Source organism: Frondihabitans sp. PAMC 28766 (genome assembly GCF_001577365.1).
Classification (GTDB): Bacteria; Actinomycetota; Actinomycetes; order Actinomycetales; family Microbacteriaceae; genus Frondihabitans.
In genome coordinates, this window is the sequence record NZ_CP014513.1 from 3155995 (window position 1) to 3171851 (window position 15857).

Annotated in this window: 13 protein-coding genes and 1 pseudogene; 8 read left to right on the forward strand and 6 right to left on the reverse strand. The window is 69.0% G+C overall.

Going from position 1 to position 15857, the window contains the following annotated elements:
- The first annotated feature begins 21 nt into the window (after window positions 1-21).
- From AX769_RS15075 to AX769_RS15100, 6 genes and pseudogenes are all read left to right on the forward strand, one after another.
- Window positions 22-1260, forward strand: coding sequence for a Gfo/Idh/MocA family protein (locus AX769_RS15075; protein ID WP_066280939.1), 1239 nt, complete (start codon window positions 22-24; stop codon window positions 1258-1260).
- Between the two features lie 244 nt (window positions 1261-1504).
- Window positions 1505-2833 carry a bifunctional o-acetylhomoserine/o-acetylserine sulfhydrylase gene (locus tag AX769_RS15080; protein WP_066280941.1) on the forward strand — a complete coding sequence of 443 codons (1329 nt, stop codon included), beginning with the start codon at window positions 1505-1507 and terminating at the stop codon, window positions 2831-2833.
- Between the two features lie 107 nt (window positions 2834-2940).
- A pseudogene (locus AX769_RS15085) lies at window positions 2941-4159 on the forward strand (homoserine O-acetyltransferase).
- A gap of 125 nt (window positions 4160-4284) precedes the next feature.
- Window positions 4285-5436, forward strand: coding sequence for a sensor histidine kinase (locus AX769_RS15090; protein ID WP_066280944.1), 1152 nt, complete (start codon window positions 4285-4287; stop codon window positions 5434-5436).
- Window positions 5433-6689 carry a hypothetical protein gene (locus tag AX769_RS15095; RefSeq protein WP_066280947.1) on the forward strand — a complete coding sequence of 419 codons (1257 nt, stop codon included), beginning with the start codon at window positions 5433-5435 and terminating at the stop codon, window positions 6687-6689. Before AX769_RS15090 ends, AX769_RS15095 begins: the two co-directional genes overlap by 4 nt.
- A gap of 103 nt (window positions 6690-6792) precedes the next feature.
- Window positions 6793-7419 carry a response regulator transcription factor gene (locus AX769_RS15100; protein WP_066280950.1) on the forward strand — a complete coding sequence of 209 codons (627 nt, stop codon included), beginning with the start codon at window positions 6793-6795 and terminating at the stop codon, window positions 7417-7419.
- Window positions 7420-7529: 110 nt separating this feature from the next.
- On the opposite strand, the gene AX769_RS15105 is transcribed toward AX769_RS15100, so the two are convergent.
- The 4 genes from AX769_RS15105 to AX769_RS15120 all read right to left on the reverse strand — a co-directional run bounded on the left by AX769_RS15105 (window position 7530) and on the right by AX769_RS15120 (window position 11511).
- Window positions 7530-8738 (reverse strand): MFS transporter, encoded by a 1209-nt coding sequence (locus AX769_RS15105; RefSeq protein WP_239452051.1) that lies wholly within the window; start codon window positions 8736-8738, stop codon window positions 7530-7532.
- 316 nt (window positions 8739-9054) lie between these two features.
- Window positions 9055-9369: a thiamine-binding protein gene (locus AX769_RS15110; RefSeq protein ID WP_066280952.1), complete on the reverse strand. Its 315-nt coding sequence runs from the start codon at window positions 9367-9369 to the stop codon at window positions 9055-9057.
- A 4-nt stretch (window positions 9370-9373) separates the two neighbouring features.
- Window positions 9374-10636, reverse strand: coding sequence for a glycosyltransferase 87 family protein (locus AX769_RS15115; protein ID WP_066280955.1), 1263 nt, complete (start codon window positions 10634-10636; stop codon window positions 9374-9376).
- A 41-nt stretch (window positions 10637-10677) separates the two neighbouring features.
- Window positions 10678-11511 carry an ADP/ATP-dependent (S)-NAD(P)H-hydrate dehydratase gene (locus tag AX769_RS15120; protein ID WP_066280957.1) on the reverse strand — a complete coding sequence of 278 codons (834 nt, stop codon included), beginning with the start codon at window positions 11509-11511 and terminating at the stop codon, window positions 10678-10680.
- Between the two features lie 38 nt (window positions 11512-11549).
- On the opposite strand from AX769_RS15120, the gene AX769_RS15125 reads away from it, so the two are divergent.
- Complete coding sequence (locus AX769_RS15125; RefSeq protein ID WP_066280960.1) at window positions 11550-12188, forward strand: HAD family phosphatase; 639 nt, start codon at window positions 11550-11552, stop codon at window positions 12186-12188.
- Window positions 12189-12245: 57 nt separating this feature from the next.
- Complete coding sequence (locus AX769_RS15130; RefSeq protein ID WP_066280962.1) at window positions 12246-13340, forward strand: NADH:flavin oxidoreductase/NADH oxidase; 1095 nt, start codon at window positions 12246-12248, stop codon at window positions 13338-13340.
- A gap of 79 nt (window positions 13341-13419) precedes the next feature.
- Here the strand turns inward: AX769_RS15130 and AX769_RS15135 are convergent, their stop codons facing one another.
- Together AX769_RS15135 and AX769_RS15140 are read right to left on the reverse strand one after the other, a co-directional pair.
- A complete protein-coding gene (locus tag AX769_RS15135) occupies window positions 13420-14457 on the reverse strand; it encodes a hemolysin family protein (protein ID WP_066280965.1) in 1038 nt (345 codons plus the stop codon).
- Window positions 14454-15845: a hemolysin family protein gene (locus AX769_RS15140; protein WP_082763847.1), complete on the reverse strand. Its 1392-nt coding sequence runs from the start codon at window positions 15843-15845 to the stop codon at window positions 14454-14456. Before AX769_RS15140 ends, AX769_RS15135 begins: the two co-directional genes overlap by 4 nt.
- Between the last annotated feature and the right edge of the window lie 12 nt (window positions 15846-15857).

Below are 15857 nucleotides of genomic sequence, written 5' to 3' on the forward strand. Positions count from 1 at the left end.
CACCCCCAGAAAGGACCACCCATGGTTTCCATCGGCATGATCGGAGCCGGGCAGTTCGCCGGCTCGTTCGCCAAGCTGTTCGACATCCACCCCGACGTCGAGGGGGTGTACGTCACCGACCTCCTGCCCGAACGCGCCCACGAACTGGTCGAGCGCGAGAGCCTCGCCGGCTTCGTCGAGGACTTCGACGCCATGCTCGAATCCGACGTCGACGCGGTCGCGATCTTCACGCAGCGCTGGACACACGGGCCCCTGGTGGTCCGCGCCCTCCGCGCCGGCAAGCACGTCTACTCGGCAGTGCCCATGGCGATCACCGAAGACGAGATCGCGGCCATCATCGAGGCGGTGAAAGAAACAGGCCTCACCTACATGATGGGAGAGACGAGCTACTACAACCCCGCGACGATCTACGCGCGCGACAAGGTGGCCGAAGGCGCGTTCGGCCGGATCATCTACGCCGAGGGCGACTACGTCCACGACATGGACCTCGGCTTCTACGCGGCCTACCAGTATTCGGGCGGCGAGAACTGGAAGGCCACGGCGAGCTACCCGCCCATGCTCTACCCGACGCACGCGATCGGCGGAGTCCTCGGCGCCATCCCGGGGCACGCTGTCAGCGTCAGCTGCATCGGCATCACGGACGACCGCGGCGACGGCGTGTTCGACAAGGAGGTCAGCCAGTTCGGCAACGACTTCTCGAACGCCAGCGCCCTGTTCGAGCTCGACAACGGCGCCGTGATGCGCACCAACGAGATGCGTCGCGTCGGGTACCCGTCGCAGATCCGCGAATCGCGCTTCCGGTTCTTCGGCACCGAGGCGAGCTTCGAACAGCTCGCGACGGTCAGCGTCTGGCAGGACAAGCACGATGTGATCGACGTCAGCGACAAGATCACGACGAAGCCGACGCTGTCGCACGACGACCCGGCACTGGCCAACGTGGATCCTGCCCTTCGCGACGCGTTCGTCTCGGGGTACGCCGAAGTGCAGGACACCAGCCGCCTGCCCGACGAGTACCGCGGGGTTCCGAGCGGACACGAGGGCAGCCACCACTTCCTGGTCGACGACTTCGTCCGAGCCGTCGTCGACGGGACCCTGCCACCGGTGAACGCGTGGGTCGCGGCCCGCTATACGCTGCCAGGCATCGTCGCGCACGAGTCGGCGAAGCAGCACGGCGCGCGACTGCCCATCCCCGACTTCGGCGACCCCGCCGAACCGGCGGGTGCCGCGGCCGGCGCAGGGGCCGCGACTCGAGAGGCCTGAGCGCAGGAGGCACGGCGGGCCGCCGCTGTGCCTCCTCCTCGGCTCCGTTCAGCAACTCGCACCATCCTTCGGCATGCCGCACCTCGCCTCGGCAGGGTGCGGCACGCCGCCCGCAGGTGGGATGGCCGCCGCCGGGTGCCGCGGCAGACCGCAGGCACCCGGAGGTTACGCCGCATGTCCGCCTCACTGGCCGACTCCGAGCCGGAGTCCCTAGGCTCGGCGCAACCCAACGTCAGGAGCCCCCATGACCGACCAGACCGCCTGGAAGTTCGAGACGCAGCAGATCCACGCCGGCGCTCAGCCCGACCCGACGACCCACGCTCGCGCCACCCCGATCTACAAGACGACCTCGTACGTGTTCGAGAGCGCCGAACAGGCCAAGAACCTCTTCGCCCTGGCCGAGTTCGGCAACATCTACTCGCGCATCATGAACCCCACCCACGACGTCGTGGAGCAGCGCATCGCCGCGCTCGAAGGTGGTTCAGGTGCACTTCTGGTCTCGTCCGGCCAGGCTGCCGAGACGCTCGCCGTGCTCAACATCGCTCGCGCCGGCGACCACATCGTGTCGTCGTCGTCGATCTATGGCGGCACGTACAACCTCTTCAAGTACACGCTCGCCAAGCTCGGCATCGAGACCACGTTCGTCGAGAACCAGGACGACGCCGACGAGTGGCGCCGCGCGGTCCGCCCGAACACGAAGCTGTTCTTCGCCGAGACGATCGGCAACCCGAAGATCAACATCCTCGACATCGAGCTCGCCTCGGGCGTCGCCCACGACAACGGCGTGCCGCTGATCGTCGACAACACGATCGCCACGCCCTACCTGATCCGCCCCTTCGAGCACGGTGCCGACATCGTCGTGCACTCGGCGACGAAGTTCCTCGGCGGCCACGGCACGGTCATCGGCGGCCTCATCGTCGACGGCGGCAAATTCGAGTGGTCGAAGAACGTCGAGAAGTTCCCCGAGCTGACCGAGCCCGACCCGTCGTACCACGGGGCCAGCTACACGACCGCGGTCGGCGATCCGCTCGCCTACATCATCAAGGCGCGCGTCCAGCTGCTGCGCGACCTCGGCTCGTCGAACTCGGCCGACACCGCGTTCTCGCTCATCCAGGGCATCGAGACGCTCTCTCTCCGCATCGAGCGCCACGTGCAGAACGCCCAGGAGATCGCCGAGTGGCTCGACGCCCGCGACGACGTCTCGACCGTCTACTACGCCGGCCTCCCCACGAGCCCCTGGTACGCCGCCGCCAACAAGTACGCACCGAAGGGCGTCGGCGCGGTGCTGAGCTTCGAGCTGAAGGGCGGCGTCGATGCCGGCAAGGCTCTCGTCGACGGCCTCAGCCTGTTCAGCCACCTCGCCAACATCGGCGATGTCCGCTCGCTGGTCATCCACCCGGCCTCGACGACGCACTCGCAGCTCACCCCCGAGCAGCAGCTCACGACCGGCGTCACGCCCGGTCTCGTGCGTCTCTCCGTCGGCCTCGAGAACATCGACGACCTCAAAGCCGACCTCGACGCGGGGTTCGCTGCGGCCAAGGCCACGACCGAGAAGCTCCTCAAGAGCAGCTAGGCGCCAGGAGCCGACGACATCCGTCGCGCAAGCTCCCCGAGACGGGCCGTGGTCACCGTGTAACACAGCGGCGGTCGCGGCCCGTCTCCTGTCACACTGAGAACAACATGGACTGGCAGACGACTTCTGAAGACACCGTCCCGTCGAGCGTCGTCACCGAGCGCACGCGCAAGGCGCTTCTCGGCAAACCGCCCGTCACCGGCGCCTGGCGCGAGGGCGACCCGCGGGCGATCGCCTCTTCGTCACGCTCGACGACCTCGCACTCGAGAGCGGCGTGGTGCTCGAGCGGCCGCGCATCGCCTATGAGACGTTCGGCACTCGGGCATCCGACGACTCGAACGTCGTCCTGATCCTGCACGCCCTGACCGGCGATAGCCATGTCGTGGGCGATGCGGGCGCGGGGCACACGACGGCAGGATGGTGGGGCGGCATCGTGGGCGAGGGCCTCGCGATCGACACCGACCGATGGTTCGTCGTGGCGCCCAACATGCTCGGCGGCTGCCAGGGCTCGACCGGCCCGCGACCCTCGACGCCGACGGGCTCGAGTGGGGCGCCCGATTCCCGGTGCTGACTATTCGCGACCAGGTGGCCGCGCAGGCGGCGTTCGCCGGTCGGCTGGGCATCGACCGCTTCGCAGCCGTCATCGGCGGGTCGATGGGCGGGATGCACGCGCTCGAGTGGGCCGTCATGCATCCTGATCGTGTCGAGCGCGTCGCCGCCCTCTCGACCACCGCCTTCACGTCGGCCGACCAGATCGCCCTCAACACGGTGCAGATCGAAGCGATCCACATGGACCCCTTCTTCGCCGACGGCGACTACTACGACGCCGCCGACGGCGAGGGCCCGTACCGCGGCCTCGCACTGGCGCGTCGGATGGCCCTGCTCAACTACCGCTCGCCCGACGAGCTCAACGCCCGCTTCGGCCGCAGCTGGCAGTCCGAGCTGTCGCCCCTCGTGGGCGAGGGCCGGTTCGCGGTGGCCAGCTACCTCGACTTCCACGGCAACAAGTTCACGCGCCGCTTCGACGCCAACAGCTACATCACGCTCGCCACCGCCATGAACTCGCACGACCTGGGCCGCGACCGCGGCGGTGTCGAGTCGGCGCTGCAGCGCATCACGGCTCGCTCGCTCGTCGTCGCCATCGACAGCGACCGGCTCTTCCCTCCGGCCGATCAGCACAGGATCGCCGAGGGCCTCCGCCCCGGCTCGCGGTACCTTGCCGACACCCCCGGCGCCGTCGTCATCGAGAGCGAATTCGGTCACGACGGGTTCTTGATCGAGAACGAATACGTCGGCCAGCACCTTCAAGCGCTGCTTGAAGGCTGAATTCGGGGCCTCCGAGCCATAATCGGCAACGGATCTGGGTGCTATCGGCCTCTTTCGGCCTCAGATTATGGAACGATGTGTCTAGGCGCCCTACCGACGCCGCCTCTCGACCCTCCAGGACACAGATGGATCTCTTCGCCCAGGAGCGCGATCGTCTCCTGCGGACGACGACGCGCTTTCTCGGAATCGCGTGCACCGTCGTGTCTCTGGTGTCGATCGGCTACCCCGGTGTGACCGACCTGCCTCGGCAGGCCGCTATCACGCTTTTCGGCCTGGTGATGATCGTCTTCTTCATCCTGATCGGCCGAAGTGGAAACATGCTGTGGGTCGTCTTAGGGCTTGCTTCGGGTCTGATCGCGGGAGGCATCGCGCTCCTGCCCGGGCACGTCGACGGCCCTCTCGCGACTGCGGTCATTCCGCTCGTCGGCGGTGCCGTCGCATCCTTCGCCCTGCTGCTCTCTGCGAGCAAGAAGCGCGTCGTGCTGGCCGCCGTCGCCGCGGTCATCGTCGTCGCGATGGTGATCGTCGGGATGCACTCGGTGCTGACCGTGCAGGTGGCTGCCGTCCTGCTCGGTTGGGTGCTCTGCTTCGTCGCCGGCTTCTGGATCGGCAACAGCGTGCCGCGTGCCGCTCGCCGCATCTACTCGATCGGCAACGCCCACCGTGCCGAGCGGCAGGCCTCCGAGACCGAAGCGCAGCGTCGCCAGGGTGCGCGCCTCCTGCACGACACCGTGCTCGCCACGCTCACCCTCCTCGCGCACTCCGGCTTCGGCGTCACGCCGGAGGCACTGCAGGCGCAGGCGGCAGAAGACGCGCGACTGCTCCGACACCTCCGCCTCGGCTCGACGCCGCAGCCGCAGGAGTCGGGCGAGTACAACCTCGAGACCGCCGAAGAGAGCCCTCTCGGCCAGACCCTCGAGTCGGTCAAGCAGCGCTTCGGGCGTATGGGGCTCGAGGTCAGCTGGCACGGCACCGGCCAGGTGCTGCTGCCCACCAACGTGCTCGACGCCTTCCTGCTCGCCCTCGCCGAATGCCTCGAGAACGTGCGCCGACACGCCGGCGTCACCGAGGCGCACGTCACGATCATCCACGACGAGACGATGGTGCGCGCGATGGTCACCGACGCCGGCGTCGGATTCGAACTGAACGGCATCTCCGAAGAGCGACTCGGCTTCAAGGAGAGCGTGGTCGAACGCCTCCGCGACGTCGGCGGCGGCGCCCGTCTCTTCTCCGCGCCGGGAGCCGGCACCACCGTCGTCCTGGAGGCACCGCGATGAGCATCGACGAGAACACCCTCGGAGTGCCCCGCCACCGTCGGGCCGCCCGCGGCCTGCCGACGTCGTCGACCGGAGCCCGCTCACTGCGCCAGGCCCAGCAGGCCGGCGCCACGCTCGGCACGGGCTACCTCGGCATGGGCGCGGCCGCCGTGACCGCCCTCCAGGCCATCTACGGCCTCATCTTCTTCCTCGTGCACCTGTCGGCGTATCCCGTCGCAGCGCCCGCGATCGTCGCCTGGCTGATCTACCTCGCTGTCTTCATCGGTGTCGTCACACTCGTGGCGATCCAGGGCGAGCGATTGACCGGCACGGTGATGATCGTCGTCTGCGCGGCCCTCGCCGTGGTCGTCGTGCTCGACTTCGTCGCTATCTGGCCGCTGCACAACGTCGGCGCCTACGCGACGGCGTCCATCTCGGTCGGGTTCGGGCTTTTACCCCTCATCACGCTTCGGCCGGCCCGCGAGCTCGTGATCGCCACCAGCGTGCTCTTCGTCATGTTCGTGGTCGCCGTGATCCTGACCACTCCGATCACTCCGAAGACGTTCCCCCAGCAGGTGTCGATGATCGGCCTCGCGATCCTGCCCGCCACGATCGCCATCTTCGCCGTGCAGGGCTTCCGGCGCATGATCCAGATCGAGCTCGACCGCGTGCTGGTGCAGAGCAACGTGTCGCAGCCCCGCTTCGCCGTCGGCATGCTCGCCAGCGACGAGCTGGCGCGCCTCGACCTCGCCGCCGAGAAACTGCTCGACGGCGTCGCCACCGGAGACGTGCCGCTGCCTCTCGAGCCGCAGGTCGCTTCCACCGCCGCCTCGCTCGCGACCGAGCTGCGTCTGCACCTCATCGAAGGCCGTCGCGAGACCTGGCTGTACCACGCCGTCACCGAGTCCGAATATCTCGGCCGTGCGGTCAAGCTCGCCGACCCGTCGTCGCTCGCCGGCCTGCTCACGCCCGAACAGCGCGACGGCCTCCTGCAGGCGGTCTGGCTGCTGCTCGGGGATCGTCGCACGCGCGCCGCCGGCGTCAGCGTCACCCTCACGCTCGGCCCCGTCGTGCAGTCGAACTCGATCGCCTCGATGGCCGGGCGCACCGTCGAGGTGCCGATCGACGTCACGACGACTGGCATCCGCCGCAACCGCGTCACCCCCGCGACGTGGAGCGCGCTGCAGCGCGTCGGCGACTATTCGACGTCGTCCCAAGACGGAAGTCTGCGGCTCGCCATCCGGTGTTCCGTCGAAAACCCCGCAGACTCCTAAGATTCGGTCAACACTGTGCACCACCCAGCCCTCAGTGAAAGAGAGAACACCCGTGCCTGATTCCGAAGGCCGTATCCGCCTCGCCCTCGTCGACGACCACAAGATGCTCCTCGGTGCTCTCAGCGAGTGGATCCGCGGCGCCGCCAGCGACATCTCGATGGTCTGCGCGGTCGCCTCGTGGCCCGAGCTGCTGACGCACCCCGAGTTCCCCGTCGACGTCGTGCTGCTCGACCTCGACCTCAAAGACAACCTGCCGATCTCGCTCAAGATCTCGACGCTGAAGACCGCGGGCGTGAAGACGGTGCTGATGAGCACCTACTCCGAGCCCAACGTCGTGCGCGAGGCCCTGGCGGCCGGCGCCCTCGGCTACCTCGTCAAGAGCGAGGACGCCGAGATGATCGTCGAGGCGATCCGCACCGCCTCCAACGGAGAGTCGTACATCTCGGCCGAGCTCGACCTGGCCCTCAATGCCGCCGAGGTCGGCGGCGTGCCGAAGCTCTCCGCCCAGGAGCGCCGCGTCATGGCGCTCTACGGCGGCGGTGAGCCTGTCAAGGCCGTCGCCTACCAGCTCGGCATCTCCGAAGAGACCGCGAAGAGCTATCTCAAGCGCATCCGCGAGAAGTACCGCGTCGCGGGCTTCGACGTGGGCACCAAGGTGGCCCTGCGGAAGCGCGCCATCCAGGACGGCATCCTGCTGCAGACGGACGACGCCGCGCCCTCCGGCTTCTAGCCGGCCCTCGACAACCGTACGTCACTGTCAGCCTTACCTTTTCGGCACGTCCTGATCGTCCAGACGGTCAGGATCAGCCGAAAAGGTAAGGCTGTGGCGGTTTCACCCGCTCAGAGGCCGCCGATGGGAACAGGCTGCGTCGTGGGCGACGGGCCGGAGATGCCGTCGCGCTGGTGTGACCGCTTCTGGAGCGAGAAGCTGACGACGGTCAGGGCGACGCCCAGGATCGCGAGGCCGAAGCCCACCCAGGCCGGCGCGCCGACCCCGAGACCCGCAGCGATCACGACGCCGCCGAGGTAGGCGCCGAGGCTGTTGCCGATGTCGAACGCCGAGTGGTTGAGCGCGGCGCCGATCACCTGAGCGTCGCCGGCGACCACCATCAGCCGGGTCTGGATGGCAGGGCTGATGACCGACCCAGCGCAGCCGAGCAGGAAAGCGAACACGAAGATGCCTGGCAGCGTGTGAGCCGTGAGGGCGTAGCCGGCCAGGGCGATCAGGAGCCCCGCGAAGCCCGCGAACATGGTGCGGGCGATGTTGCGGTCAGCGCCCCAGCCACCGAGGAGGTTGCCGATCGTCATCCCGATGCCGACGACCACCAGGACGAACGGGACGACGCTCTCTGGTGATCCTGCGCCCTGCGTCACGGCGGCGGAGATGTAGCTCTCGACCGCGAAGAAGCCGCCGAAGCCGATCGCCCCGACGCCCATCACGAGCCACACCTGCGGCTTCGAGAACGCGCTGAGCTCACGCTTGATCGAGGCTCCGTGCTCGGCCGGTTGCGGCGGCAGCGCGAACGCCACGGCGACGAACGTCAGTGCGAAGATCACAGCCACGACGAAATAGGCGACTCGCCACCCGGCGGCCTGACCCAGGGCCGTGATCAGCGGCACGCCGACGATGTTCGAGACCGTGAGGCCCGTGAAGACGAACGCGACGCCCTTGCCCCGGTTGCCCGGCCCCATGAGGTTGCCGGCCGCCAGAGCCGCAATACCGAAATAGGCGCCGTGCGGCAGGCCAGCTGCGAACCGCGCCAGCACGACCAGACCGAAGGTGGGCAGGATCGCCGACGCGACGGTTCCGACCACGAACGCCGCCAGCAGGATCAGCAGCAGCTTCTTCCGCGGCACATGCGACGTGGTCGCCGCGATCGTGGGCGCGCCCACCACCACGCCCAGCGCGTACGCCGAGACGAGGATGCCGGCGTGCGCCGTCGCATCCTCGGGCGAATGCGCGAAGGCGACCGGCATGAGGTCGCGAGCGATGTTCGGCAGCAGCCCCAGCGCGACGAACTCGGTCGCGCCGATGGCGAAACCGCCCATGGCGAGCGAGAGGAGCGCGAAGCGGCGTCGCGCCGCAGAGATCGGGGCGGCGCCCCTGCCGGGGAACGGGGCGGCGGTCTGGGTCACAGGGGTGGGGCCTTCACGACTCGGGGCGAACAGGTTGCGGCTCTCCATCGAGTCGATCGGGCTCGCAGCACCGCCGAACGGCCGCGCCGAAGCTCACAGCCAATGCTAGGGCTTCGCCGACCGTGCCCGGCACCCCCGTCGCGCAACTCGAACCCTCGCCGCCGGCTGACACGCAACGCCTAGGCATTGCGCCCACGCCGCCGGCGGGGGTAGAGCGAACGCGCGCGGGTCAGGACTCGTCGATGGCCCGCTCGAGGCGCTCGATCTTGCCGTCGAGCTCGCCGCTGTGGCCCGGGCGGATGTCGGCCTTGAGCACGAGCGAGACGCGACGGCCGAAGGGGGCGACCGCCTCTGTGGCCGCCTTGACGACGGCCATGACCTCGTCCCACTCCCCCTCGACCTCGGTGAACATCGAGGTCGTGCGGTTGGGGAGCCCCGAGTCGCGGACGACCTTCACGGCTGCCGCGACGGCGGTGTGGACGGAGTCGGGTTCGGAGCCGGCCGGGGGGCCGCCGCTGGGCGAGACGCTGAAGGCTACGAGCATGGGTTCATCCTGCCACCGTCGGCACCGACTCCGACGAGGAGACCGGTGACGGGCGCGTTGCATCCTGCCGCACCGAACCGAGTCGCACGAGCTGCACGACACCGACGACGAGCAGCCCGACCAGCAGCAGGTTGCGCGCCGTCACGACCACGAGCATCCACGGCTGAGCGAACACGAGGGCGTCGTAGTTCCAGGGGTAGATCACCTGAGTCAGGCCGCCGACGACGAGGGCCATCGACGCAGGCACGACGAACGAGGCTCCCCCGCGGCGCGCAAGCAGCAGGCCCAGGATCATCGGGGCCGCGATCCACGTCTCGTACTGCGGCGAGCCCACCTTGTTCGTGACGATGAAAGCGGTCACGAGGGCCAGAGCGAGAGGCGCCAGCACGGCGGTGGAGTGCGCCCCGCGGCGCATCGCGCGCACCCCGAGCAGGATCACGCCGAGCAGCACGACCGCCATGATCGGCGTCATGAGCTGCGAGACGAGGGCCGTGCCGGGCCCGGTCGTCTGGTAGGTCAGCAACCCGTAGTCGAACGCCGTCCTGACGCCGGGCACGTGCAGGCCCTCGAGCCAGAGCCACCACGTCGTGACGGGCGCCTCGATCTGCAGCCCGCGCCCGGCCTGCTGCCCGACGAAGCCGAAGATCACCCGAAGCGAGCCGCCGAAGAGCAGCACGACCGCCACGATCACGACACTCGTGCCGAGGGCGGCGACCAGAACCGGGATCCTGCGCTTCGACGCGATCACGACAGCGACCACGAGAGCCGCGGGCCACACTTTGATCCAGGTGGCCAGAGCCAGCAGGATGCCCGCGACGACCGGCCTCCGCACCGCGTACAACAGCCCGACGAGTGCGAGCGGCACGCTGATCGAGTCGAGTCGGCCGACGGCGATCGGGCCGAGCAGCACCATGAAGGCCAGCCACCACCAGCCGAGCGGCTGGCGCTCGCGGCCCCCGCGCGTCAGGTAGGCGAGAGCGATGCCATCGAGGATCACGACGAGACCGAGCCACGTCACCGAGTAGTGCGCCAGCCCGAACACGGCCGCGAGGAGCATGGGCGCGAGCGCCGCCGACGGGTAGACCCAGGTCTGGTCGACCCCGACCCAGCCGAGGCCGTGCGTACCCTCCTGCACCCAGTTGTGATAGACGGTCGTCACGTCGTTGAGGGGAGTGTTCGGGCCAGTGAACGACGTCGTCCAGAGCCATGCGTGCACGACGGCGAAGGCGAGCCAGAGCGCGGCCGTACGGAGCCCTCGCGAGTTCATGCGCCCAGGGTAGCGGTCGCTCGCGACGGGAAAGCTGCGCGCTACGAGAGCAGCGCCGCAATCGTGGCGGGTACGGCGTCGATCAGCGACAGTACCGTGATGGGGCCGCCGGCCGAGGCCCGCGCCGCGGCGAGGCCGTGCACGACGCTGGCGGTGGCGGCGATGCGAGCGAGGGCGTCGGCATCGTGCGCGATCTCGTCACTGTGCGTGGCGACGAGCGCCCCTAGGATGCCACCCAGCGCGTCACCGGCCCCGGCAGTCGCCAGCCAGGACGGCGCGCTCTCGGCGGCGAGTCGCACCCCTCCCGGCGACGCGACGTACGTGCGGTGCCCTTTGAGCAGCACCGTCGCGCCCCACTGCTCGGCCACCTGCGCCGCAGCCGAAGCCGGGTCGTCGGCGATGGCGGCGACCTCTCGCCCTGTCGCCTTGGCCAGCTCGCGGAAGTGCGGCGTCACGACGATCGGCCCCGTGGTCTGCTCGCGGAGGAAGAGCGCCCCCGCGTCGAGCACGATGGGCAGGCCGGATGCGGCGGCCTCGGTGAAGCGGTTCGTGGTCACGCCGTCGAGGGCGTCGGGGTCGATGCCCGACCCGAGCAGCCACGCCTGGACACGGCCCGGGCTCGTGACCGCCTCGGGGCGCCGGTGCAGCACGAAGTCAGAGGCTCGAGACGGGCCGAGGTAGCGGAGCATGCCGACTCCCGTGTGCAGCGCGGCCTCGACGCCGAGCACGGCCGCGCCCGGGTACTGGTCGGAGCCCGTCACCACGCCGAGCACGCCGCGGCTGTACTTGTCGTCGTCGTCTTTCGGCACGGCGATCCAGGCCCTCGCGTCGGCGGGAGCCCAGGTGGTGAACGTCGAGGATGCAGAGTCGGTCATGGCTCCGACGATAGGCGGGTGCCGCTAGCGTGGCTCTCATGTCCGAACCACTCGCACGCCGCCCGCTCTCGATCCCCGGCCGCACGGTCGTCTTCGACTATGGGGAGGTCATCAGTCGTACGCCCGCGCCCGAGTATCGCCGGGTGATCGAAGAGCTCGCCGGCGTCGAGTCGGCCGCCCTGTGGGCGAGCTACGAGAAGCACCGCGACGCCCTCGACGAGGGCAGCCAGTCGGTCGTCGACTACTGGGGCGCCATCGCGGCCGACACGGGGGCCACCTGGCCGATCTCGCGCGTGCACGAGCTGTGGGCCGCCGACTTCCCCGCCTGGCTGCGCCCCGAGCCCGGCACGATCGACGTCATCGCCGACTTGAAGGCCGGCGGCACCCGACTCGCGGTGCTGTCCAACGCCGGGTTCGACTATGGCGCGCCCCTCCGCTACTCCCCCGTCGGATCGCTTTTCGACGACGTCTTCGTCAGCGCCGAGCTGCACGACCTCAAACCGAGCGAAACGATCTACCGGCACGTGCTGACCGAACTCGGCATCACGCCGGAGGAGATGGTGTTCATCGACAACAAGCGGATCAACGTCGAAGGGGCCGAGGCGCTCGGCATCGTCGGACACGTCTTCACGTCGCCGCCCGAGCTGCGAGTTTTTCTCGAGACCCTCGCCTCCTGAATCCGGGCCCGGGAGACCGAGCCGGAATCATTCTGCGAGACACGCGTTGTCGTTGTCATGACCTCTCAGCTCTTCACGCCAATCACGCTGCGTCAGACCGAGTTCCGCAACCGCCTCTGGGTGCCGGCCATGTGCCAGTACTCCGTCGAGAAGCGCGACGGGGTGCCCACCCCCTGGCACCTCGTGCACCTCGGCTCGTTCGCCGTCGGCGGCGCCGGCGGCATCGTGACCGAGGCCACGGCCGTCGTGCCCGAGGGCCGCATCTCGCCTCAGGATCTCGGGATCTGGAATGACGACCAGCGCGACGCCTTCCGCCCCATCACCGACTTCGTCCACGCCGAGGGCTCGAAGATCGGCGTGCAGCTCGCTCACGCCGGTCGCAAGGCGTCGACCCCCCGCACGTGGGAGCCGCAGAACGGCACTCTCTCGGAGGCCGAGCACGGCTGGCCCATCGTCGCCCCGTCGGCCATCGCCTTCGAGGGCTACGACGTGCCCCGCGAGCTGACCACTGACGAGGTCGCGGGCGTCGTCCAGGCGTTCGTCGACGGCGCGATCCGCTCGCGCGATGCGGGCTTCGACTTCGTCGAGCTGCACGCCGCCCACGGCTACCTGATCCACCAGTTCCTGTCGCCGCTCAGCAACCAGCGCACCGACCAGTACGGCGGATCGCTCGAGAACCGCGCCCGCCTCGTGCTCGACATCGTCCGCGGCATCCGGGCGGCCCTCGGCGAGTCGTTCCCGATCATCGTCCGCTTTTCGGCCACCGACTGGATCGAGGGCGGCTGGGACGAGCACGAGACCGCCACCGTGGCATCCTGGGCCCGCGACGCGGGCGCCGACCTCTTCGACATCTCGTCGGGTGGCATCGCCGCCAACGCGGTCATTCCGGTCGGCCTCGGCTACCAGGTGCCGCTCGCCGCGAGCGTGCGCCGCGACGGCGACGTCGAGACCGGCGCCGTCGGCCTCATCATCGACTCGCAGCAGGCCGAAGACATCGTCTCGTCGGGGCAGTCCGACGTGGTGTTCGTCGGCCGCGAGTTCCTTCGCGACCCGCACTTCGCGTTGCGCGCCGCGTTCGAGCTGGGCGTCGAGCTCGACTACTACCCGCAGCAGTATCACCGCGCACCCTTCCACGCCCCCTCGTTCGCGTAGCCCCGTAGCCTCACCTTTTCGGCACGTCCTGATCTCCACGGAGGTCAGGACGTGCCGTTTTGGTAAGGCTCGGTGACTGCTAGCGGCGGCGCGTGGCGTCCTGGACTTCGCCGATGAGCTCCTCGAGGATGTCCTCCAGGAAGAGCACACCGCGCGTCGTCCCCTCCGGGTCGAACGAGCGCGCGACGTGCACGCCGGCTCGACGCATAGTCGCGAGGGCGTCTTCGAGCTCGGTGCCCTCGAAGATCGAGATGAGCTGGCGGATGCGCTTGGGAGGCACCGGCTCGAAGTACTCGCTCATGTCGAGGTCGATCACGTCTTTGAGGTGCAGGTAACCCGTCGGCTCGCCGGCATCGTCGACGAGCACGTACCGCGAGAAGCCGCTCTGTGCGACCGCCCGCTCGACCTCGGCCGGGGTCGCGGCCTCGGAGAGTGTCACGAGCTGGTCGAGCGCCAGAGCGACGTCGGCCACCGTCTTCTCGGTGAACTCGAACGCTGCCCGCAACGTGCCGGTGGTGTCCATCAGCACGCCTTCGCGTTGCGACTGCGCGACGATGGTCTGCACCTCTTCGACCGTGAACGCGCTCGTGGCCTCGTTCTTCGGCGTCACGCCGAACGCCTTCACCACGGCGTTCGTCAGCCAGTTCAGCGTGACGATCACGACGCGCAGGATGCGAGCGATGAAGACGAGAGGCGGCGCGAGCAGCAGGGCGGCGCGGTCGGGCACCGAGAACGAGAGGTTTTTCGGCACCATCTCGCCGAACACCACGTGTAAGAACGACACGATGATCAACGTGATCACGAAGCCGACGGTCTCGATCGCGCCTGAGCTCAACCCCGTCAAATGCAGCGGGCCTTCGAGCAGATGGTGGATCGAGGGCTCGGAGACGTTCAGGATCAGCAGCGAGCAGACGGTGACGCCGAGCTGACTCGTCGCCAGCATCAGCGTCGCGTGCTCCATCGCGAACAGCGTCGTCTTGGCCGCGCGGTTGCCCTGCTCGGCCTTCGGCTCGATCGAGGAGCGCCGGGCCGAGATGACGGCGAACTCGGCGCCGACGAAGAAGCCGTTGCCGAGCAGCAGCACGACGAGCCAGATGATTCCGAGCCAGTCGCTCATCGCTGCACCCCCTCGGCCGAGTGTGCCAGGCGGGTCGCAGCGTCTTGTCGGCCCACCGGATCCTGCACCGTCGCCTCGGCTGCGCCCGCTGCTTCGTCGACGACCGGGGTGAACCGCACGCGGTCGATCCGCCGGCCCTCGAGCCGCTCGACGCGGAACTCCCCCGCCTCGGTCGACACGATGTCGCCGACGACGGGCAGGCGCCCGAGCTCGCTCATGAGATAGCCGCCGACGGTCTCGTAGGGGCCCTCTTCGGGCACGCGCACGCCGGCGCGCTCGAGCAGCTCGTCGGGCCGCAGGAGGCCGGGGAAGGTCAGCCAGCCGCGCGACCGCACCACGTCGACGCGCGACCGGTCGTGCTCGTCGGACACCTCGCCGACGAGCTCTTCGATCAGGTCTTCCAGGGTGACGACACCGGCTGTTCCGCCGTACTCATCGACGACGACTGCCATCTGGTAGCCCTTGCCGCGGACGGCGCCGAGCAGCGAGTCGAGCTTCATCGTCTCGGGGACACGGATCGCCTCGGTCTGAAGGGCCGACACGGGAACCGCCTCGCGCTTCTCGCGGGGCACCGAGACGGCCTGCTTGACGTGCACGAGGCCGACGATGTCGTCGATGTCGTCGTCGGTGACCGGGAAGCGCGAATAGCCGGTCCGCCTCGCCTGCTCGAGGACCGTCTCGGCGGAGTCGGTGCGCGCGACGCTCGTCACCCGCGGGCGCGGCGTCATGACGTCGGAGGCGGTGTGCTCGCTGAAGACGAGCGTGCGCGCCAGCAGGGTCGCCGTGTCGAGATCGAGGCTGCCCTCGAACGCCGACCGGCGCACCAGCGACGTCAGCTCTTCGGCGGTGCGGGCGCCCGAGAGCTCTTCTTTGGGCTCGATGCCCATCGCTCGCAGCACCACGTTGGCGGTGCCGTTGAGAAGGGCGACCGCCGGCTTGAAGACCCGAGTGAAGCCGACCTGGAACGGCATGACCAGCCGCGCGGTCTGCAAGGGCAGGGCGAGTGCGAAGTTCTTCGGCACGAGCTCGCCGATGATCATCGACAGAAGCGTCGCCAGCACGATCGACGCGATCGGGGCAGCCACGTCGACGACCGAGAGGTCGAGGCCGAGTTGCCGGAAGGGATCCTCGATCAGGGTCGAGATGGCCGGCTCCATCGTGTAACCGGTGAGGAGCGTCGTCAGCGTGATGCCGAGCTGCGCGCTCGACAGGTGCGTCGAGGTGACCTTCAGCGCACCGATGGAGGTGGCGAGGCCCTTCTCACCGCGAGTCTGCCGGGCTTCGAGGTCGGCGCGATCGAGGTTGACCAGCGAGAACTCGCTGGCGACGAAGAAGCCGGTGCCGATGGTCAGCACGAGACCGATCGCAAGCAGGATCCACTCGTTCATCGACGAACGCTC